16 protein-coding genes are annotated in these 19432 nt (G+C 66.1%); 6 read left to right on the plus strand and 10 right to left on the minus strand.

Going from position 1 to position 19432, the window contains the following annotated elements:
- The first annotated feature begins 25 nt into the window (after nt 1-25).
- Genes V2B31_RS19545 through V2B31_RS19555 form a run of 3 tightly spaced genes read left to right on the plus strand, consistent with a single transcriptional unit; the run spans nt 26 to nt 2471 of the window.
- On the plus strand, nt 26-1327 hold the full coding sequence (locus V2B31_RS19545) for an ankyrin repeat domain-containing protein (RefSeq protein WP_328281812.1): 1302 nt from the start codon (nt 26-28) through the stop codon (nt 1325-1327).
- A gap of 27 nt (nt 1328-1354) precedes the next feature.
- Nucleotides 1355-1804: a c-type cytochrome gene (locus V2B31_RS19550; protein WP_328281814.1), complete on the plus strand. Its 450-nt coding sequence runs from the start codon at nt 1355-1357 to the stop codon at nt 1802-1804.
- A gap of 10 nt (nt 1805-1814) precedes the next feature.
- On the plus strand, nt 1815-2471 hold the full coding sequence (locus tag V2B31_RS19555; RefSeq protein WP_328281816.1) for a cytochrome b/b6 domain-containing protein: 657 nt from the start codon (nt 1815-1817) through the stop codon (nt 2469-2471).
- A gap of 9 nt (nt 2472-2480) precedes the next feature.
- Here the strand turns inward: V2B31_RS19555 and V2B31_RS19560 are convergent, their stop codons facing one another.
- The 4 genes from V2B31_RS19560 to V2B31_RS19575 all read right to left on the minus strand — a co-directional run bounded on the left by V2B31_RS19560 (nt 2481) and on the right by V2B31_RS19575 (nt 8979).
- A complete protein-coding gene (locus tag V2B31_RS19560; RefSeq protein ID WP_328281818.1) occupies nt 2481-3875 on the minus strand; it encodes a uracil-xanthine permease family protein in 1395 nt (464 codons plus the stop codon).
- A complete protein-coding gene (locus V2B31_RS19565) occupies nt 3875-5236 on the minus strand; it encodes an 8-oxoguanine deaminase (protein ID WP_328281820.1) in 1362 nt (453 codons plus the stop codon). The genes V2B31_RS19560 and V2B31_RS19565 overlap by 1 nt, the downstream gene beginning before the upstream one ends.
- Nucleotides 5233-6315, minus strand: a complete 1083-nt coding sequence (locus V2B31_RS19570; protein WP_328281822.1) for a purine nucleoside permease — start codon at nt 6313-6315, stop codon at nt 5233-5235. The genes V2B31_RS19565 and V2B31_RS19570 overlap by 4 nt, the downstream gene beginning before the upstream one ends.
- A gap of 159 nt (nt 6316-6474) precedes the next feature.
- The gene (locus tag V2B31_RS19575) at nt 6475-8979 is read right to left on the minus strand and encodes a TonB-dependent siderophore receptor (protein WP_328281824.1); all 2505 of its coding nucleotides are present in this window, start codon (nt 8977-8979) and stop codon (nt 6475-6477) included.
- Between the two features lie 258 nt (nt 8980-9237).
- Here V2B31_RS19575 and V2B31_RS19580 point away from each other — a divergent pair, with 258 nt between their 5' ends.
- The 3 genes from V2B31_RS19580 to V2B31_RS19590 all read left to right on the plus strand — a co-directional run bounded on the left by V2B31_RS19580 (nt 9238) and on the right by V2B31_RS19590 (nt 11370).
- Nucleotides 9238-10173 carry a LysR family transcriptional regulator gene (locus V2B31_RS19580; RefSeq protein WP_328281826.1) on the plus strand — a complete coding sequence of 312 codons (936 nt, stop codon included), beginning with the start codon at nt 9238-9240 and terminating at the stop codon, nt 10171-10173.
- A 76-nt stretch (nt 10174-10249) separates the two neighbouring features.
- Nucleotides 10250-10780: a phosphoribosyltransferase gene (locus V2B31_RS19585; RefSeq protein ID WP_328281829.1), complete on the plus strand. Its 531-nt coding sequence runs from the start codon at nt 10250-10252 to the stop codon at nt 10778-10780.
- A gap of 11 nt (nt 10781-10791) precedes the next feature.
- The gene (locus V2B31_RS19590) at nt 10792-11370 is read left to right on the plus strand and encodes a TIGR00730 family Rossman fold protein (RefSeq protein ID WP_328281831.1); all 579 of its coding nucleotides are present in this window, start codon (nt 10792-10794) and stop codon (nt 11368-11370) included.
- 6 nt (nt 11371-11376) lie between these two features.
- On the opposite strand, the gene V2B31_RS19595 is transcribed toward V2B31_RS19590, so the two are convergent.
- From V2B31_RS19595 to xdhA, 6 genes are read right to left on the minus strand one after another with little or no spacing between them, the layout of a single operon-like run.
- A complete protein-coding gene (locus V2B31_RS19595; protein ID WP_328281833.1) occupies nt 11377-12477 on the minus strand; it encodes a nucleoside hydrolase in 1101 nt (366 codons plus the stop codon).
- Nucleotides 12474-13490: an adenosine deaminase gene (locus tag V2B31_RS19600; RefSeq protein ID WP_328281835.1), complete on the minus strand. Its 1017-nt coding sequence runs from the start codon at nt 13488-13490 to the stop codon at nt 12474-12476. The genes V2B31_RS19595 and V2B31_RS19600 overlap by 4 nt, the downstream gene beginning before the upstream one ends.
- On the minus strand, nt 13487-14785 hold the full coding sequence (guaD, locus tag V2B31_RS19605) for a guanine deaminase (protein ID WP_328281837.1): 1299 nt from the start codon (nt 14783-14785) through the stop codon (nt 13487-13489). The genes V2B31_RS19600 and guaD overlap by 4 nt, the downstream gene beginning before the upstream one ends.
- On the minus strand, nt 14782-15702 hold the full coding sequence (gene xdhC / locus V2B31_RS19610; protein WP_328281839.1) for a xanthine dehydrogenase accessory protein XdhC: 921 nt from the start codon (nt 15700-15702) through the stop codon (nt 14782-14784). The genes guaD and xdhC overlap by 4 nt, the downstream gene beginning before the upstream one ends.
- The gene (gene xdhB, locus V2B31_RS19615; RefSeq protein WP_328281841.1) at nt 15699-18008 is read right to left on the minus strand and encodes a xanthine dehydrogenase molybdopterin binding subunit; all 2310 of its coding nucleotides are present in this window, start codon (nt 18006-18008) and stop codon (nt 15699-15701) included. Before xdhB ends, xdhC begins: the two co-directional genes overlap by 4 nt.
- Complete coding sequence (gene xdhA, locus V2B31_RS19620) at nt 18001-19431, minus strand: xanthine dehydrogenase small subunit (RefSeq protein WP_328281843.1); 1431 nt, start codon at nt 19429-19431, stop codon at nt 18001-18003. The genes xdhB and xdhA overlap by 8 nt, the downstream gene beginning before the upstream one ends.
- Between the last annotated feature and the right edge of the window lies 1 nt (nt 19432).

Consider the following 19432-nt stretch of genomic DNA (forward strand, 5'->3'; position numbering starts at 1 on the left):
GAGATGGATCCCCGCCTTCGCGGGGATGACGTTGGTGTTTTGGGGAAGCGTCGCTCAGGCTCAGGGGCCGCTTGTCGATGCCATCAAGGCGAACGATGTTGCCGGTGTTCAGGTCGCATTGGAGGCCGGGGCCGATCCCAATGAACGTCTCGGCTTCGGCGAAACGCCGCTCGCCTGGGCGGTCAGCCGGCAGAACCCCGATCTGGTGCGAGCGCTGCTCGCCAGGGGTGCGAAGCCCGACATAGCAGGCGCCGATGGCGCGACGCCGCTCGCGCTCGCCTGCGAGCTGGGCGACGCCGGAATCGTGACCCAGCTGCTCGATGCCCGTGCCGATGTCCGCACGGCGCGGCCGGACGGCGTCACCCCGCTCGCCATCTGCGCGCGCTTCGGCCCGGCCGAGGCGGTGGTGCGGATGCTGGCGGCCGGCGCGGCGGCGGACAAGCCCGATGCCATGGGGCAGACGCCCCTGATGTGGGCGGCCTCCTCCGGCCGGGTCGAGGCGATCACGCCCCTGATCGGCGCGGGCGCGGATGTGAACCGCGTGTCGAAGGGCGGTTTCACGCCCCTCTTCTTCGCGATCCGCAATGGGTCTGTTCCGGCGTGCGAGGCGTTACTGGCGGCGGGCGCGAAGGCCGGTTATCGCGGGCCGGAGCGGACGAGCGCGCTGCAACTCGCGCTCTACCAGCAGCATTATGCCGCCGCCCTGCTGTTCCTCGCGCGCGGCGGCGACCTTGCCGAGCGGGACCGGGAGGGACGACAGCCGCTGCATGTCGCGGCGGCGGGGGGCGACGTCGCTCTGGTCGCCGCGATGCTGGCGAAGGGCGCTGACGTCAACGGCCTCACCGGCCCCACCACCATCAAATGGGTGACCGAAGCGAATTTCGGCGTCCCGCCGCCACCGGTTCCCCCGACGCCGCCGCTGCTGATGGCGGCGGCGGGTGGCCATGCCGATGTCATGCGGCAGCTCGTCAAGGCCGGGGCCAAGGCGGATTTCATCGCAGAGGATGGGACCAACATCCTGCTGGCGGCGGCCGGCGGCGGCAATGTCGAGGCGCTCGCCTACGCGCTGACGCTCGCGCCCGACGCCAATGTCGCCAACGCTGCTGGCGCGACGCCGTTGCATGTCCTGCTCTATGGCGGACCGCAGCCGACGCTCGAACCCATGCTGCGCCTGCTGGCGGCGCACGGCGCGCGCGCCGACATCGCGACGAAGCGCGGCGCGACGGCGGCGCAGATGGCCGAAAACGGCCTCACGGAAGTGAAGCAGATATTCCTCAAGATATTTCCGCAGCCACCCGCGACGGCGGTCGCCACCGCGCAAAAATAGCCACGTAATCAGATTGGGCAGACAGGCATGAACATTTATAAGACTACCCGCCGCATCGCGCTTCCGCTGGCGGTGCTGACCCTGACGGGCGCGCTTGCGGCCGCGCCCACCGATCCCAAGGCGACGCGGCAGGCGAGCTTCAAGAAGATGGGCGCGGCGATGAAGGTGATGAAGGAACAACTCGCCGGCGGCTCGCCCGCCAAGCCGGCGATGCTGGCGGCGGCGCAGACGGTCGCCGCCACCGCGCGTCAGCAGGGTGCGCTTTTTCCCGCCGGCAGCGGCGCGGGCACCGACGCCTTGCCCACCATCTGGACGCAGAAGGCGACCTTCGACGCGCAGATGGCAAAGCTGGTCGCGGAATCGGGCAAGCTGGTGACGGTCGTCAATGGCGGTAATGTCGACGCCATCGGCGCGCAGTTCAAGGTCGTGGGCGGCACCTGCGCAGGCTGCCACAAGCAGTTCCGCGCGGATAATTGAGGCGCGCGCGATGAAGCCGCCCGTGCAGCCTATATGGGACTTCCCAACCCGCCTCTTCCACTGGCTGCTCGTCGGGCTGATCGCCTTTTCATGGTGGAGCGGCGAAAATCACGAGATGGAATGGCATCGCTGGTCGGGCTATGCGATTCTCTTCCTGCTTGTCTTCCGTCTTTATTGGGGAATCGTCGGCGGACGGACGGCGCGGTTCGCGCATTTCGTGCGCGGCCCCGGCGCGGCCTTCGCCTATCTGCGCGGGGTTGGATCGGGTGATGTCGGCCATAACCCGCTGGGCGGCTGGAGCGTCGTCGCCATGTTGGCGATATTGATCGCGATGGTGACAGCCGGCCTGTTCGCGGTCGATGTAGACGGCCTCGAATCCGGGCCGCTCGCCGATTATGTCAGCTTCGACGCGGGGCGATGGGCGTCCGACATGCACAGCCTGGTCTTCAACCTGCTGCTGGGGCTGATCGTGCTGCATGTCGCGGCGATCCTCTTCTATGGGATGGCGCGCCGCCGCAACCTGGTCGGACCGATGATTACCGGCGGCACCAAGTTGACGGACGGAGCGACTGCCGTGCCGCTGGGCGCCTCCCTCTGGAGGGCGCTGATCGGGCTGCTGATCGCGGGCGTGGTGACTTATTTCGTGTCGAAAGGTCTGCGCTTCTGATCGGAAGGCCTATTCAGCCGGGGCCGGGAGAGGCTGCTCAGCGCGATCCGGCACCAGCAGGTTGAGCAGCACGGCGATCAGCGCCGCCGGCAGCACGCCCGACGTCAGCACGATCCGCAGCGTATCGGGCAGGTGGGACACCGCGTCGGGCTCCAGTTCCAGCCCGATGCCCACCGACAGCGCGACGCCGAAGATGAGCATGTTGCGCTGAGTCCAGGCAACGCCCGACAGGATCGACAGCGCGGCCGAGGCAACCATGCCGAACATCACTATCACCCCGCCGCCCAGCACCTCGATCGGGATGGTGGTGACCAGCGCGCCGACCTTGGGCGCGAGGCCGCAGGCGATCAGGAACAGCGCGCCGATCGTCACGATATGGCGGCTCATGATGCCGGTGATGGCGATCAGGCCGACATTCTGGCTGAAGGACGTGTTGGGCATAGCCCCGAACATACCGGCGATCGCAGTGCCCATGCCGTCGGCGCAGGTCGCCCCGATCAGTTCCCGATCGCTCGCCGGCCGGCCCGCGCCATGTTCGCAGATCGCCGTCACCGCGCCGATCGATTCGATCGCCGAGATGAAGCCCATCAGCACGAAGCCCAGTATCGCCGATGCGGACAGGGCGAAGCCGAAATGGAAGGGCGAGGGCAACATGAACCAGGGCGCTGGCCCCACCGGCGCGAGCGACACCCGCCCCAGCAGCGCCGCCGCCGCATAGCCGGCCGCCAGTCCCAGCAGCACCGATGCCGTCGACCAGATGCCCCGGCCGAAGAAGCTGAGGCCTAGCGTGGTGAATACGACGATGCCCGCGAGCATCCAGCTAATCCCCGCGCCATAAGCAGGCGTGCCCTGCACGGCAACGCCGCCCGCGGCATATTGCACCCCGACCCGCATCAGCGACAGGCCGATCATCAGGACGACAAGGCCCGTGACCATCGGCGGCAGGGCGAAGCGGATGCGGCCGATGAAGACGCTGACCCCCATATGGAACAGCCCGCCGCAGATCGCGGCGGTGGTCAGCTGCGCCATGGCGGCGACGCCCTGCCCCGCCACGATCGGGATCATCACCGGCAGGAAGGCGAAGCTGGTCCCCTGCACCAGCGGCAGCCGCGCGCCGGCCGGGCCGACGCCGATCGTCTGGATGAGGGTGGCGACCCCGGCGAACAGCATCGCCATCTGGATCATGTAGATAAGCGCGCTGGAATCGCGCGATCCGAAGCCGAAGCCCGCCGCGCCTGCGACGATAATGGCGGGCGTAAGGTTGCTGACGAACATCGCCAGCACATGCTGGATGCCAAGCGGCAGCGCGACGGCGAGGCCGGGAAAATGATCGGGATCGCGCGCCTGTTCGGGCGTCATCACCCCGGCGCGGATTGGTGGGGCGGGCGACGGCGGCGCGTGCATCAGGCGGCTTCCATCAGGCGGGCGAGCGAACGGTCGGCGGCGCGCAGGATGTCGTGGCGGCTGGCCTGTGCCAGATCGCCGTCGCGCACGACCGCGCGTCCTTCGACAAAGACGTCGCGCGCGCCGGAGGGCGGGGCGAGCAGCAGCGCCGCCACCTTGTCCCACGCGCCGGCGGATGGGATGTCGGCCATGTCCCACAGCACGATGTCGGCACGCTTGCTCGGTTCCAGCGATCCGCAATCGGGCCGACCCAAAATCTGCGCCCCGCCCCGCGTCGCCAGGAACAGCGCATCGCGCGGATCGAAGGCCGTTGGGCCGCCGACCGCGCGCTGGAGCAACATCGCCTGCCGCGCTTCCAAGAGCAGGTGACCGCTGTCGCTCGACGCGGAGCCGTCCACGCCGATGCCGACCGGCACGCCCTGCGCCACCATGGCGCGCAGCGGCGCGATGCCCGATCCGAGCCGGCAGTTGGAGCAGGGGCAATGGGCGACGCCCGTCTTCGTCCGCGCGAGCAGGTCGATCTCCTGCGCGTCGAGCTGGACGCAATGGGCGTGCCAGACATCGGGGCCGGTCCAGCCCAGTTCCTCCGCATATTGGCCCGGCCGGCAGCCGAAACGCTCCAGGCTGAAGGCGACATCGTCGGCATCTTCGGCCAGATGGGTGTGCAGCATCACGCGCTTGTCGCGCGCGAGCAGGGCGGCGTCGCGCATCAGTTCGCGGCTGACCGAAAAGGGCGAGCAGGGGGCGACGCCGACCCGCACCATCGCGCCGTCCGTGGCGTCATGGAAGCGGTCGATCACGCGGATGCAGTCGTTGAGGATCGCGTCCTCGCGCTCGACCAGGCTGTCGGGCGGCAGGCCGCCCGCGCTTTCTCCCACGCTCATCGAGCCGCGCGTCGGGTGGAAGCGGATGCCGATGCCCTGTGCGGCGGCGATCGTGTCGTCCAGTGTCACGCCATTGGGGAACAGGTAGAGATGATCGCTGCTCATCGTGCAGCCCGATAGAGCCAGTTCCGCCAGGCCAAGCTGGGTGGCCGCGAACACATCGTCGGGCGTGTATCGTGCCCAGATCGGATAGAGGCGCTTGAGCCAATCGAACAGCGACGCATTGATCGCGCCGGGCAGCGCGCGCGTCAGCGACTGGTAGAGATGGTGATGGGTGTTGACGAGGCCGGGGGTGACGACGCAGCCGGTCGCGTCGATCACGTCGTAGGTCTCGCGCACCAGCATGGCCAGTTCCGCCGTCGTCCCGACCGCTTCGATGACCCCGTCGCGGAAGGCCAGCGCCCCATCCGCAATCTCGCGCCGCCGGTCATCCATGGTGACGATCACGTCGGCATTGCGGATGACCGTCAGGGTCACTCGGGCGGCGCCTTTTCGTAGCGATCCCAATGGCCGATCAGTTCATCGACCACCTTCGACCCCACGATATAGAGGCTTTCGAGCGACGCCTTCATGCCCGCATAACCTTCATTCTCGCGCAGCAGATAGTCGGCGGCGGCGACGCCCGGCGGCGGCATGGAGAAATTGCTGCCCGACCGCAGCACGAGGACGCGGTCCCTGTCCACCCTGTCGATCTTGTCGAGATAGGTGATTGCCTGAAGCGTGCCCGTCTCTTCCATGGCGGAGGTCACGAATTCGCCCTTGCCGCTGGTCGAATAGCGCACCCAGTCATTCGCCCAGTCGTTCAGCAGCTTGCCATGCCAGAAGGTCATGGCGGACAGCTGATCGCCCATCAGCACGAAGGGGGGCTTTTGCGCATTGGGATAGCCGGCGTAGCGGGCGCGCTCCTTGGCGATGCCCGGATCGTCGGGCAGCTTCACGTCCTTGGTGAGCTTGTAGGCCCAGTCGGTCAGCGTGGGGCTGAGCGCGAAGACCCGGCCTTCGGTGATCGGCGGGCTCTTGTCGTCCGGCCCCTGCTTGTCGAGGGGGAAGAAGCCCGATGTCCAGCCCTTGGGAATTTCGCGCGCGTCGATCTCATGCGCCAGATCGCCATCGACGCTGTAGCGCGCCCAGGCGGCCGATCCGATCGAAGCGTCCTGCGGATCGATGCCCGCGATCCCGGCGACCAGCCAATAGGTTTTGGACAGATCGAAGCGCGGGTCGAGGCCGAGCGCCATCACTGCGGTTCCAGACCGCGCCGTGCCCACGCCCGTCACCATCGCCAGGATCTGACTGTCGGGATTATAGTAGAGGTCGTGATAGCCCTGCGGGAAGGGGATACGGGTATCGAGCTTGCGCCGTTCCTTCCAGAGCTGGAACTCGCCGCGGGCGTCGCCCGTGTCCGCGCCGATCTCGAACATGGTGACGATGACGACTCGGACGGGGAGCGGCTTCGAGCAGGGCGCGCCGGGGGCGCAATCGGTGGGTTGCGCTTGTGCGCCGACCGGAACAGACAACAGGGCGAGGGCAAGCAGCAGGGCGCGCATCGGTCGGAACATGGGAAGCTTTCACAACGGCGTCTTTCCGCGAAGGCGGGAACCCATCTCCGGCCCTGTCGTCATACGGTGCAGGCTGGAGATGGATCCCCGCCTTCGCGGGGATGACGAAAGGGTTGTGGGGAGAAGTGCTGACTTAGCCAGTCTCCTCCCCCTTGTTCATCAGAACTTATACACCGCCGACGCCTGGAAGCTGCGCGGACGTTCGGGCAGGACGATGGTGCTGCCGAACAATTCGGTGAAGTTGGCGCGGAAATATTTCTCGTTGGTCGCATTCTTGACGACCAGGCGGAAGAGGAACGGCCCGGTCTCGAACGACGCGCCGAGATCGACGGTCGTGTAGGCCGGCAGCTTCACCGCCTGGCTCTGGCCCGAATAGACCGAGTCGACGTGGACGGCGCTGGCAGACAAAGCAAGGCCAAAGTCGAACGCATAGGTCGCCGTCGCCGAGAACATATTTTCAGGGATGCCCGCGCGCTTGGAATCGCTCCTGCTGTTGATCGGCACCAGGCCAATCGGCTGGCCACCCAGATAGAGATAGGGATTGTTGACATTGGTCAGATCCTCGATGCCGAAGAAGCTGAACAGCGTGCCGTTTTCAAGCGCGGTCAGGTTATAGACGTTCGTGTGGGTATAGGCGCCGGTGATGAGCAGGTGCCGATCCACCGACCAGCGGAATTCCGCTTCCAGACCCTTCGTTTCGACCGCCTGATTGACCGTGATGGACTGCACGTTGAAGTCGTTGCGCTTCTGCTTATAAACCGAGACCGCGGCATAGAGGGTGTTGTCCAGCCAGCTCCCCTTGATGCCGGCCTCATAGAGTTTAGAGGCGGAGATGAATGTGTTGGTGGCGGCGAGGTCGGGGTAGATCTCCGCGCCCTGGCCCGCGATCACGACCGACTGTTTGGCGATCGTCGCATAGGGGATGAGACCGAAGGGCAACTTATAGGAGGCGCTACCCGAATAGGACCAGGCGCCCTTGCTGCCGCTGCCATTGTTGATCGCGGGGATAGCGGCCGGCTCCATCTTCGACGTGAGATTGGTGGCCTTGACATCAAAATGATCGTAACGCGCGCCCAAAGTGACGTCGAGCCCGAAGGCGAAATCGAGATTGGCCAGACCCGCAAAAGCAATGTCCGAATAATGGCCGACCACGTTGCTAGTGTAATTGCAGTCGCACTCGGTCGACAGCAGGCGGTCAGACAGAGCATTGTAGCCGACGGTCAAATCGACGCGGTGGAAATATTCATAGTTGAAGTCGTCGCCATGCGCGAACTTGGTGTAGCGCACCGACGGCGATAGCTGGAAGGCGAATTTGCCCGCCTCATTCTCGAAGGTCTTGGACGCGACGATCTTGTCCTCGATCACCCAGCTGTCATGGAATTGCGAAAAGCCATAGGCGTTCTCGTTCAGATTCTCATAGCTGTCGTAGAACCACTGGTTCTTGAGCTCGAAGCCGCTGTCGGCGGTGTAGATCACGTCGAAATAGAGCGCGGTGCCCCGGTTGTTGAGCTTGTCGTCCTTGCCCGTCAGCGTATTGCGGCGGCTGAGCTTGGCCGTGCCGGTGTTGGTCAATGCTAGTGAAGGATACGCCGCTGTGAAACAGGCGTCGGTGAATCCAGTAGCAAATGGGCTGAAATTGTTTGGGTCGTCCGGGTCGACGATCGGACAGCCAAAGTTGCCGAAGATCGAGAAGCCGCCGGGGATGACGGCGTTGATCTCGCCCTGCGACATTTGACCGTCGCCATTGGTGTCCACCGGCTGCGCCTGTCCCGTCAGATAGGTGCCGTTGTCGACCAGATCCTGGGTCAGGCGGTTCCAGCCGCCATTCTGCTGGCCCTTGTAATTCTGATACTGGCCGCCCCATTCGATCCGCACATGGTCGGACAGGTCGGTGTCGAACGAGGCCTGCACGATATATTGCTTGGTCCCCATGTTGCGGTAATAGCTGCCGTCATCCTCATATTGGCCGAACAAGCTGTAGCCGAACTCCTGTTCGCCGATCTTCAGAGGGCCGGAAATCTCGCCCTTGAGAATATTCATGTCCCAGCTGCCGCGCGTGTAGCTGAGTTCGCCCGACGCCTTGTCGCGCAGCTTGCCGTCAGAGACGCGCGCGGACTTGGGCACGAAGTTCATGTAGCCGCCTGTCTTGGACGGGCCGTAGATGGGCGATGCAGGGCCGCGCACGATGTCGATGCGGTCGGACGCCGCGATCGGGGTCGGATAGTTGCCCGGATTGTCGAGCCGGCGCATGCCCCGGAAATAGACTTCGCCCGGCGTGCCGCGAATGTCGAGCGCGCCGCCGACGCCGAAGAAGCTGTTGGTGAAGGTGCCAGGCGCCTGCGCGACCAGATCATAGATGTCGGTGATGCCGAACCGCTCGATCTGCTCCTTCGAGATGGTCGAGGCGGAGCGCGGCGTTTCCACGATCGTCTTGTCGAAGCCGAAGATGGAGCCGACATTCTTGATCGGCAGCGCGTCCAGTGCGCCGGTGACGACGATCTCGTCGGTCTGCTCCTCGGCGGGCGCGGGGCTCTGGGCGAAGGCCGGCGCCGTCAGCGCGGTGCAGCAAAGCAGACCAGCGGCGATGAGATGGAAGGGCGCGCTCCGTGCGGGCCTTGGCGATGCGACAGTCGGTTCGACAGCCGGCGAATGCGTCTCGGTCATTATTATAATACCCCCCTTTGGCCCGTCGGGCGCCGCCTTCTCGCGGTGCGCCCCGGCGCTTGTCCCTGATCTCCTCTCCCGAATTTCAAACGGCCGCGCATGGTTGGATGCTGCGGGACAATGCGTTGACCGCTCTGCGCCGGCGACGGCAACAATGCTGTTTCACAGCGCAGAACATGCCACGAGAGAATTAGGGGGTTGACGGGATGCGAGCAAATGCCATGAACTCCACGCTGCGTTGCAAAAAATAGGTGGGGCGTGCCGGCTCTTTCGCGCTTTCTTCGCTATTTTCTCGCGGTGGGGCGGCTGGGCTCGATCCGGCGCGCCGCCGACGAACTGAACGTCTCGGCCTCGGCGATCGATCGACAGATATTGAATGTCGAAGCGACCTTGGGGATGCCGCTGTTCGAGCGGCTGCCGACTGGCCTGCGCCTGACTGCGGCGGGCGAGATCATGATGGCCGCGGGCGGCAAATGGCAGAAGAATCTGGCTGACGTCATCGCGCAGATCGAGGATTTGCGCGGCCTTAAGCGCGGTCATGTCGAGATCGCGGTCATCGATGCTCTGGCAAAGGGCTATATCCCGGCGGTTATCCAGTCGGTCCAGGGTAAATATCCCGGCATCAGCGTGGGCGCCCGGGTGCTGGAAAACGACCTTGCGCGACAAGCAACGGCACGAGGGGAGGTGGATTTCGGCATCTTCTTCGACCCGCAAAGCTATCGCGATCTGGCGGTGCGGGCTTTCGTCGACGTGGTGCTCGGCTTCGTGACTCCCAGCGGCCATCCCTTCGGCGCGAAACGCGAAGCGCGTTTTTCGGCGTGCAGCGGATCGAAGCTGATCGTGCCCGCCAAGCCGCTCGCCGTCTATGAGCAGATTTCCGTGCTGGAAGGCACGACCGGCGTGGTGATGGAAAAGGCGGTATCGTCCGACAATATCCAGATGATTACCTCGCTGGTGCTGCAAGGCGTCGGCATCGGCATCTTGACGTCGCTGGACGTCATCACCGAAGTGCGGCGCGGCCTCTTGTCCTTCACCCGCATTTCCGATCCGATTTTGCGACCGATGACGCTGGGCCTGTGCACAGCGTCGGCGCGAACCCCCTCTTATGCCGCTGCGATGATGTTGCAGGAGATCGAGAATGGCTTCAGCCAGCTCAGCTATCCGCTGTCGATCGAGGGACCGACCGGCCCCTAAACTTTTACGACGTCCCAATTGCCCAAAGCCTGCCGAACCGATAGCGGCGAATTTCCAGAGTTAACGGATTCGCGTCATGAGCATAGAGGCCGCCCCTGAACTTCATTACATCACCGACGAGGCGTTTCTGGCCGATGTCCGAAGCGTCGCGCGGCAGATAGGCGAGAGCGACTGGAAGCCCGACTTCGTGATCGGTATCGGGCGCGGCGGCCTTGTCCCTGCGGTCTATATCTCGCACCACGCCGACCTGCCGATGCTGTCGATCGACCATAGTTCCAAAGTGCCGGGCTTCGCCGACGAATTGCTGGCGAAGGTCGCCGCCAAGAGCGCGGCGGGCGTGAAGCTGCTCTTCATCGACGACATCAACGACAGCGGCGGCACCATCGCCTATGTCCGCCGGCTGCTGGCGGACAATGATTGCGAAGGCGCGAACCTGCGCTTCGCCGTCCTCATCAACAACAGCCGGTCGCGTGCGACCGTCGACTACTGGGCGCAGATGATCGACCGGGAGGAAGACAAGCGCTGGTTCGTCTTCCCCTGGGAAGCGGTCGGCACGCGCGACACGATCATCGAGGAAGCGCTGTCCGTCCCCGAGCGCCTTAGCTGAGGGAGAGAGAATTGCGTATCTGCGTCTATCTTGGCTCGTCGCCGGGCCGCTCGCCCGTCTATGCTCAGGCGGCCGAGCGGGTGGGCGCGTTGCTTGCCGAACGCGGGATCGGCCTTGTCTATGGCGGCGGCACCGTTGGGCTGATGGGGATTATCGCAGACGCCGTCTGCGCCGCCGGCGGCGAAGTGATCGGCGTCATCCCCGAAGCGCTGCGTGCGCGCGAGCATGACCATCAGGGGATCACCGAATTGCATGTCGTCAAGACCATGCACGAGCGCAAGGCGATGATGGCGAAATTCGCCGATGGGTTCATTTGCCTGCCCGGCGGCATCGGCACGCTGGAGGAGATTTTCGAGGCCTGGTGCTGGTCGCAGCTTGGCTATCATGAAAAGCCCTGCGGCCTGCTCAACGTCAACGGCTTCTACACGCCGATGGCGCGGTTCATCGATCAGGTGGTGGAGGAAGGCTTCCTCCAGCCGCGCCATCGCGCGATGCTGCTGGTGGACGACGATCCGGGCGTGTTGCTCGATCGGATGGCGCACTATCTGCCGCCAAAGACGGAGCATTGGCTGGGCGCGGACGACGTCTGACGCGAGTCAGTCGGCCCCGCGCCGTTCGCCCATCAGCCGCACCATCAGCGCCTCCAGCCTCTTGGGATCGATCGCCCGGACCACCTCGGCCGGCTGCTCGCCAAGGTCGGGCCGATAGTCGCGATACCAGGAGAGCGTGTCGCCGTATCCGGCCCCGAATTGCTTGTTGTAATCAATGAACAGCGTTTCGCGCCGCGTGATGATGCCGGGGTCGAGCCAGACGCCGGCGGCGATCTCGTCCCACAAGGGAAAGCCCGGCTCCATCGCCCCGATATAGTTAGCGAGGGCGGGCGGCGCGGCCTTTGCCATGCGGTCGAGCAGCGCCTTCGTGCGCTGCGTGTCGGTCGAGGGGTCGACCGGAACGATGGTGATCTTCCGCCAAGGGCTGCGCGACACGATGCTGGCGGCTTCGGGGTCGAAGCGGATGTTGAATTCGCGGCGGGGCGTGTTGACGAACTCGCGGGCGAACTGCGCCGCGGACACGGTGTCGAGCGTTTGCCGCGGATTGAGGCTGCCGCCCATATAGACCAGTTCCTTTGCCAGTCCTGCGAAGGCCGGGTCCAGCCGCTGCGCCAGCGCGAGATTGGTGAGCGGCCCGCAGGCGATGATCGTGACCTCACCCGGATAGCGGCGGACCATGCGGATCAGGAAATTGGCGGCGATCTCATCGGCGGGCTTGGTGGTCGGGTCGCCTTCAGGCAGATTCACCGGGTCGTCGGGGCCGAAATAGGGCGGCGTGCTCTGCTGGGTCGGCTCGACCCATTGCTTCATCCATGCGCCCTTCCAGGTGAGCTTGCCGTAGAGCGCTTCCCAGCGCTCCGTCTGCTTTTCGTTATTGAGCAGCGGGTAGGTCGCGCCCTGGACGACCGGCACGTCGGTCCGGCCGGCAATCTCCAGCCCGCGCAACGCCATGGCGGTCGCGCGGTTGGCCCAGACGTTGCCCGACACGGTGGTGATGCCTAGCACGTCGACATCGGCCGCCTGGAGCAGCATCAGGTGCATGAGGGCAAAGCCTTCGTCGTCGATGATGACCTTGCGCCGATCGTCCTGCGCCCGCGCCGCGTTGACCGACAGCAGGAGGAAAAGAAGGGTAGCAAGCAGCCTCATGACTGTGCCGCCGCATAGGCGTCGATCCGTGCAAGATGCGCCGATATCGCATCGGGCGGCAGGAAGGAGCCGGTGAAGCTGTTGCGAGCCAAGGTGACGAGTTGCGCCCGCGTTAGTCCGCGCGCCGCCGCGACGGCGCGGTAGTTATCGGCGACATAGCCGCCGAAATAGGCGGGATCGTCCGAATTGATCGTGGCGTGGAGGCCAAGCTCCAGCATCCGGTCGATCGGATGGTCCTCAAGTCGATCGATGACGCAGAGCTTGAGGTTGGAGAGCGGGCAGACGGTCAGGGTCATGCCCTCGCGCGCCAGCCGATCGGTCAGCGCCGCATCCTCCAGCGAGCGGTTGCCATGGTCGATGCGATCGACCTGAAGACGATCGAGCGCTTGGATGACATAGGCGGGCGGCCCTTCCTCGCCGGCATGGGCGACCAGCTTCAGCCCCTTGGCCCGCGCGGCGGCGAAGACGCGGGCGAATTTCTCGGGCGGGTGGCCGACCTCCGACGAGTCCAGACCCACCGCCGCGATCCGGTCCAGCCAGGGTTCCGCCTGCGCCAGCGTCTCGAAGGCTTCCGCCTCGCTCAGATGGCGCAGGAAGCAGAGGATGAGGCGGCTGGTAAGGCCATGGTCCGCTTCCGCCTGCGCGCAGGCGGACAGCAGCCCCTCGATCACCGTCTCGAACGCGATGCCGCGGGCTGTGTGGGTCTGCGGGTCGAACATGATTTCGGCGTGAAGAACGCCGTCCGCCGCCGCCCGGTCGAAATAGGCGGTCGCGAGATCGTGGAAGTCCTGCCGCGTCCGCAGCACATCCGCCCCGGCATAATAGATGTCGAGGAAATCCTGGAGGTTGGAGAAGGCGTAGGCGGCGCGGACATCCTCGACCGAGGCATAGGGGATGGCGACGCCGTTGCGCCTGGCGAGCGCGAACATCAATTCGGGCTCCAGGCTGCCTTCGATATGCAGGTGCAGTTCCGCCTTGGGCAGGCCGGCGATGAAAGCGTCGATATCGGTCACGGGGTGCCTCCGCTCGTCCTGTCCCAGGCGCATTCGCCCATGATGTAGGTCCGCGCAATCGCGCGATCGTCGCCCAATATCTGTAGTGCGAACAATCGCTCCATCAACGATGCGCCGGCCGTCCGGCGGGCGAGCAAGGGCGTCGAGCTGCTGTCCAGCACCACGAAATCGGCTTCCTGGCCCGGCAGGAGGCTGCCGACCCGGTCGTCTATATGCAGCAGCGCCGCGCTGCCCGCCGTCGCGAGATAGAGCGCGCGAAACGGATCGAGTGCGGCGCCGCGCGCCAGCGCCGCCTGATAAGCGAGGCCCGCGGTGAACAGCATCGAGAAGGAGGTGCCCGCGCCGATGTCGGTGCCGAGCCCCAGGCGGACGCCATGCGCGTCCGCCTGACCGAAATCGAAGAAGCCCGATCCCAGGAACAGGTTGGAACTGGCGCAGATGGCGATCCCCGCGCCCGCTTCCGCCATGCGCGCGCAGGATCGGTCGCACATATGAACGCCATGGGCAAAGACGGATCGCGCGCCCACCAGCCCGAACCGGTCATAGGCGTCGATATAATGATAGGCGTCGGGAAAGCGATCGATCACCGCCGCGCATTCGCGCAGATTTTCCGCAAGATGCGTATGCAGCAGCACGTCCGGGTGCGCGGCCAGCAGATCGCCCGCGAGCCGCAGTTGCGCGTCGCTGGAGGTCAGTGCGAAGCGGGGCGTCACCGCATAGGACAAGCGCCCCCGTCCGCGCCAGCGCCGGATGAGCGCCTCGCTGTCATCGCGCGCGGTTTCAACCGTGTCGCGCAGACCGTCCGGCCCCAAGTCCATCAGCACCTTGCCCGACGCGATCCGCATGTTCCGGGCAAGCGCCGCGTCGAACAGCGCATCGACCGAATGGGCATGAACCGTCGGAAAGACCAGTGCGCTGGTCGTGCCGTTGCGGAGCAGTTCGTCCAGGAACAGGTCCGCCACTTCGCCTGCATGAGCGCGATCTGCAAAGGCTTGTTCGGCCGGGAAGATATGCCGTTCCAGCCAGTCGAGCAATTGCTCGCCATGGGCGGCGATGCGGTCCATCTGCGGATAATGGACATGGGCGTCGATGAAGCCCGGCACGATCAGGCCGGGCAGGCGTTCCACGGGGATGCCCTGATACTGGTCGGCGAAATCCGCGTAAGCGCCCCGCGCCACGATGACGCCGTCCTCGATCACCAGCAGCCCGTCAGGCTCGTGCCGCACGGCTTCCGAGTGATGGCGGGGATCGTGTGGGACCGACAGGATTTCGCCGCGATAGGCTTTGCGCGTCATGGCTGCCTCATCTGAAGCAGTTGGGCCAGCGTGGCGATGGCGATGACGTCCGGTTCCTTGCCCGCGATGTCCGCGATACCGATCGGGCATGTCAGCCGCGCGCGCGTTTCGGCGTCTATGCCGTCCCGCTCCAGCCGGGCATGGAAGCGCGCCCGCTTGGTCTCCGATCCGATCAGCCCGATGAAGGCCACCGGACGCCCGCCGAGCGCCGCCTTTGTCAGCGTGTAATCAAGGGCGTGATCGTGGGTCAGGATCAGGATCGCGGCGTCCTCCGGCGCTTCGGTGACGCATTGCTCGATCGCCCCCTCGGGCACGACGGTAACGCCCTCGACCGTCTCGAACACTGGCCGCGTGTCGAACCAGGCGAGGCGGAAGGGGAGGCCCGCGCTATGACGCGCGATGGCCTGGCCGACATGCCCCGCGCCGAACAGATAGAGCGGGCGGCGGCGCTGCCCGAATATCTCCACCACGCTGCTCCCCGCGCGCGGCCGGTCGCCCCGCGCCGACAGCGGGGACGCCGGCACGGCATGGGTGCAGTGCCGGTCGATCCGGTCGGCCGTGAAGGTCGAGACTAGCGCCCTCTCCTCCCCGGCGTCAGCGATCCAGCCCAGCCCGGCCGGATCGACATGCTCGATCAGCAGCCGCACCCGCCCGCCGCAGCATTGGCCGAGCAGCGGCCCCAGAGGATAGTCCTGCACGCGCCAGCTGCCCGGCGGCAGGGCAAGGATCGCCCGCGCCTGCTCCACCGCCCGATATTCGAGCTGCCCGCCGCCGATGGTGCCCAGCAGCGCGTCGGCCGTTACCAGCATTCGGGTGCCAGCGCCGCGCGGCGCGGACCCTTCGCTGGCAAGGACGCTGACCAGCGCGCTGGGGTGCTTGCGGGCGACATCATCCAGCCAGCCGAGCCATTCGATCATGGCGCGCGATGATCCCGCACGGCCAGCAAAATCCGCTCGGGCGTTGCCGGTGCGCTGAGCGCCGGCAGGGCACGCTTGTCCAGCGCGACCGACGCGATCGCGCGGGTGAGAGCCGAGAAGACCGAGATCGCCAGCATGAAGGGCGGCTCCCCGACGGCTTTCGACCGGTTGATGGTCGGCTGCACATTCTCCCCGTCCCACAGCGAGATGCTCATCCGCAGCGGCCGATCCGATGCGGTCGGGATTTTGTAGGTTGCGGGCGAATGGGTGAGCAGCCGGCCCTTGTCGTCGAAGACCAGCTCCTCGGTCGTCAGCCAGCCCTGCCCCTGGAGGAAGCCGCCCTCGATCTGGCCGAGATCGATGAGCGGATTGAGCGATTTGCCGACGTCATGGAGAATGTCCACGGCCAGCACCTTATGCTCACCGGTGAGCGTGTCGATCGCAACCTCGCTGACCGCCGCGCCATAAGCAAAATAATAGAAGGGCCGCCCTTTGTGCGCGGCGCGATCATAGGCGATGTCGGGCGTCGCATAGTAGCCGGTCGAGGCGAGCGAGACGCGGCCGATATGCGCCTTGCGGCAAAGCTGGCCGAAGGACAGGCTTTCCCGGCCGGCGATAACGCCATTCGGAGTGAAATGCACCTCCTCGGCCAGGCAACCGAAAGTTCGCGCCGCAAAGTCGATCAGCCGCGCGCGGATGGTCATCGCGGCATTGTAGGCGGCCATGCCGTTCAGGTCCGCGCCGGACGACGCCGCCGTCGCCGAGGTGTTGGGCACCTTGTCGGTGCGGGTCGCGGTGATCCGCACCTGATCGATCGGCACGGCGAACACGTCCGCCACGACCTGCGCGACCTTGATGTACAGCCCCTGCCCCATCTCGGTGCCGCCATGATTGATCTGGATGCTGCCGTCGGCATAGACCAGCACCAGCGCGCCGGCCTGGTTGAGATGAGTCGTCGTGAAGCTGATCCCGAACTTGACCGGTGTCAGCGCAATCCCTTTCTTGATGATCGGGCTGGCCGCGTTGAAGGCGGCGATCTCGGCGCTGCGCGCGTCATAGCGCGAGTCGGCGCGCAGCCGGGCGATGATCTGCGGCGCGATATTGTCGGCGATGGTCATGCCGTAGGGCGCGACATCGCGGCCGGGTCCGTAGAGATTGGCGGTTCGCACATCGAGCGGATCAAGGCCCAGATGCGCAGCGACATCGTCCATGATCCGCTCGATCGCGATCATGCCCTGCGGCCCGCCGAAGCCGCGAAAGGCGGTGTCGGACACGGTATTGGTCTTCAGCCGCTCGGACAGGATCTTGATGGCGGGCAGATAGTAGCAATTGTCGGCATGGAACATCGCGCGATCGTTGATCGCGGGCGACAGGTCCACCGTCGCGCCGCAGCGCGACGCCAGGCGCAGCTTGAGCGCCAGCACATGGCCCTGCGCGTCGAAGCCCACATCATAGCCGATGCGGAAGGCATGGCGCTTCCCCGTCATCGCCATGTCATCGTCTCGGTCGCAGCGGAACTTGGCCGGGCGGCCGGTGCGATGCGCGACCAGCGCGGCGGCGGCGGCGAACAGGGCGGCCTGCGTCTCCTTGCCGCCGAACGCGCCGCCCATGCGCCGCACTTCCACCGTCACGTCGGCCGAACTGCGGTGGAGCATATGGGCGACCAGATGCTGCACTTCGCTCGGATGCTGGGTGGAGGAGAGGATGTGCATCTGCCCGTCCTCGCCCGGCGTGGCGACGGCAACCTGCCCCTCCAGGTAGAAATGATCCTGCCCGCCGATATCGAACCCGCCGGTGAGGCCGAGCGGCGCGGCCGCCAGAGCGGCGTCGGCGTCGCCCCGCGCCATGCGCTGCGTGGGCTCGATCAGCGATCCGGCCGCCTGCGCCGCCTCGATCGTGAGCAGCGCGGGCAGCGGTTCATAGTCGATCCGGCCGAGCCGAGCGGCTTTGCGCGCGGCCAGCTGGCTGGTGGCGGCGACCAGAAAGACCGCCTGCCCGACATGCAGCACTTCGCCGTCCGCCAGCAGCCGGTCGTCGCCCGCGACCGGGCTGACATCATTAGCGCCGGGAATATCGGCGGCAGTGAAGACGGCGACCACGCCGGGCGCGGCGCGGACGGCGTCGAGGTCCATGGCGACGATGCGCGCATGGGCCTGGCTGCTCTGGCCGAAGGCGAGGTGGAGCATGTCGGCGGGTTCGGGGACATCGTCGGCGTAGCGCGCCGCGCCGCTGACATGGAGCCGTGCGCTATCGTGCGGGTGCGAGGGCTTGGCCAGCACCGGCCAGTCGGGATCGCGCTCAGCCATGAGCGGCCAGCCCGTCCAGCACCGACACGGTGTCGCCCTGCGCGCCATGCCACAGGCGCAGCAGCAGGTTGGCGGCGGCCTCCAGGCGATAGTCGGACGAGCCCCGAACGTCGCTGAGCGGCGCAAAGTCGGCGCGCAGGGCGTCGGCCGCATTTTCGAAGGTCGCGCGCGTGAAGGGCTGCCCCGTAAGCGCGGCTTCGCACTCGCTCGCCCGGCGCGGCGTGCCCGCCATGCCGCCGAAGGCGACACGCGCGCTCGTGATCCTTTCACCCTCGATCGACAGGTTGAATGCGCCGCAGACCGCCGAAATATCGCTATCGAACCGGCGCGAGAGCTTGGAGATATGGATGACGGCGTGCTTTGCCGGTCGAGGTATCCAGACGCTCTCGACAAATTCGCCTGGGCGGCGATCCTGCTTGCCGTAATCGAGGAAATAGGCCTCCAGCGGCATCGTGCGGGCGCCTTCGATGCTGCGTAAGGTGAGTTCCGCGCCCATCGCGATGAGCGCCGGCGGTCCGTCGCCGATCGGCGACCCGTTGGCGATATTGCCGCCGACCGTGCCGGCATTGCGCACCTGAAGCCCGCCGATCCGGCGCACCAGTTCGCCAAGGTCGGGGTGCAGCCGCGCCATGGCCGCGTGCGCGTCGGCATAGCGCACGCCCGCGCCGAGCCGCAGGCCCTCCGCCTCTTCCTCGATCCCGCGCAGTTCGGCGATATCGCCCAGGAAGATGAGCGTGTCGAGCGTGCGCATCCCCTTCGTCACCCAGAGGCCGACATCGGTCGCGCCCGCCACCATCCGCGCGTCGGGATACTCGGCGAGAAGCGCGACTAAAGCCTCCATGGTCCGGGGCGCGAACCACCGCCGGCCCTGATACTCGCCAGAGACGGTGTCGGGCGAAGATAAATCCTTGAGGGTATGCGCAACCGCCGCATCATCCTGCGTCACCGCTGCGGTAGTCTCCCCCGCCGCCAGGATCGGCCCATAGCCGGTGCAGCGGCAGAGATTGCCCGCGATCACGTCAGCAACCGGCAGGTCATGGCCCACCGCGCCGATGCATCGGCCATGGAGCGACATGACGAACCCCGGCGTGCAGAAGCCGCATTGCGAACTGCCATTGGCGGCCATGCAGGCTTGCAGCGGGGTGAGCGCGCCGTCCGCGCCCGCCAGACTTTCGACGGTCATCAGCGCCCGGCCGTCCAGCATCGGCAGGAAGGTGATGCAGCTATTGACCGCGCGCCATTGCACACCGTCTCCATTAAGTTCGCCCACCAGCACGGTGCAGGCGCCACAGTCGCCCTCCGCGCAGCCCTCCTTGGTGCCGGTGCAACCCATGCGATAGCGCAGATGGTCGAGCAGCGTGGCAGTCGGATCGACATCCGCGATCTCCACGACATCGCCGTCGAGCAGGAAGCGCACGCCCATC

The sequence above is a fragment of the Sphingobium sp. genome, assembly GCF_036170395.1.
In the GTDB taxonomy this organism is placed as follows: Bacteria; Pseudomonadota; Alphaproteobacteria; order Sphingomonadales; family Sphingomonadaceae; genus Sphingobium.

Excerpts from the sequence above, each read along its gene's own strand:
- V2B31_RS19545 (WP_328281812.1), top strand. The coding sequence starts at position 26 with ATGACGTTGGTGTTTTGGGGAAGCGTCGCTCAGGCTCAGGGGCCGCTT.
- V2B31_RS19550 (WP_328281814.1), top strand. The coding sequence starts at position 1,355 with ATGAACATTTATAAGACTACCCGCCGCATCGCGCTTCCGCTGGCGGTG.
- V2B31_RS19555 (WP_328281816.1), top strand. The coding sequence starts at position 1,815 with ATGAAGCCGCCCGTGCAGCCTATATGGGACTTCCCAACCCGCCTCTTC.
- V2B31_RS19560 (WP_328281818.1), bottom strand. The coding sequence starts at position 3,875 with ATGCACGCGCCGCCGTCGCCCGCCCCACCAATCCGCGCCGGGGTGATG.
- V2B31_RS19570 (WP_328281822.1), bottom strand. The coding sequence starts at position 6,315 with ATGTTCCGACCGATGCGCGCCCTGCTGCTTGCCCTCGCCCTGTTGTCT.
- V2B31_RS19575 (WP_328281824.1), bottom strand. The coding sequence starts at position 8,979 with ATGACCGAGACGCATTCGCCGGCTGTCGAACCGACTGTCGCATCGCCA.
- V2B31_RS19585 (WP_328281829.1), top strand. The coding sequence starts at position 10,250 with ATGAGCATAGAGGCCGCCCCTGAACTTCATTACATCACCGACGAGGCG.
- V2B31_RS19595 (WP_328281833.1), bottom strand. The coding sequence starts at position 12,477 with ATGAGGCTGCTTGCTACCCTTCTTTTCCTCCTGCTGTCGGTCAACGCG.
- guaD (WP_328281837.1), bottom strand. The coding sequence starts at position 14,785 with ATGACGCGCAAAGCCTATCGCGGCGAAATCCTGTCGGTCCCACACGAT.
- xdhC (WP_328281839.1), bottom strand. The coding sequence starts at position 15,702 with ATGATCGAATGGCTCGGCTGGCTGGATGATGTCGCCCGCAAGCACCCC.
- xdhB (WP_328281841.1), bottom strand. The coding sequence starts at position 18,008 with ATGGCTGAGCGCGATCCCGACTGGCCGGTGCTGGCCAAGCCCTCGCAC.
- xdhA (WP_328281843.1), bottom strand. The coding sequence starts at position 19,431 with ATGGGCGTGCGCTTCCTGCTCGACGGCGATGTCGTGGAGATCGCGGAT.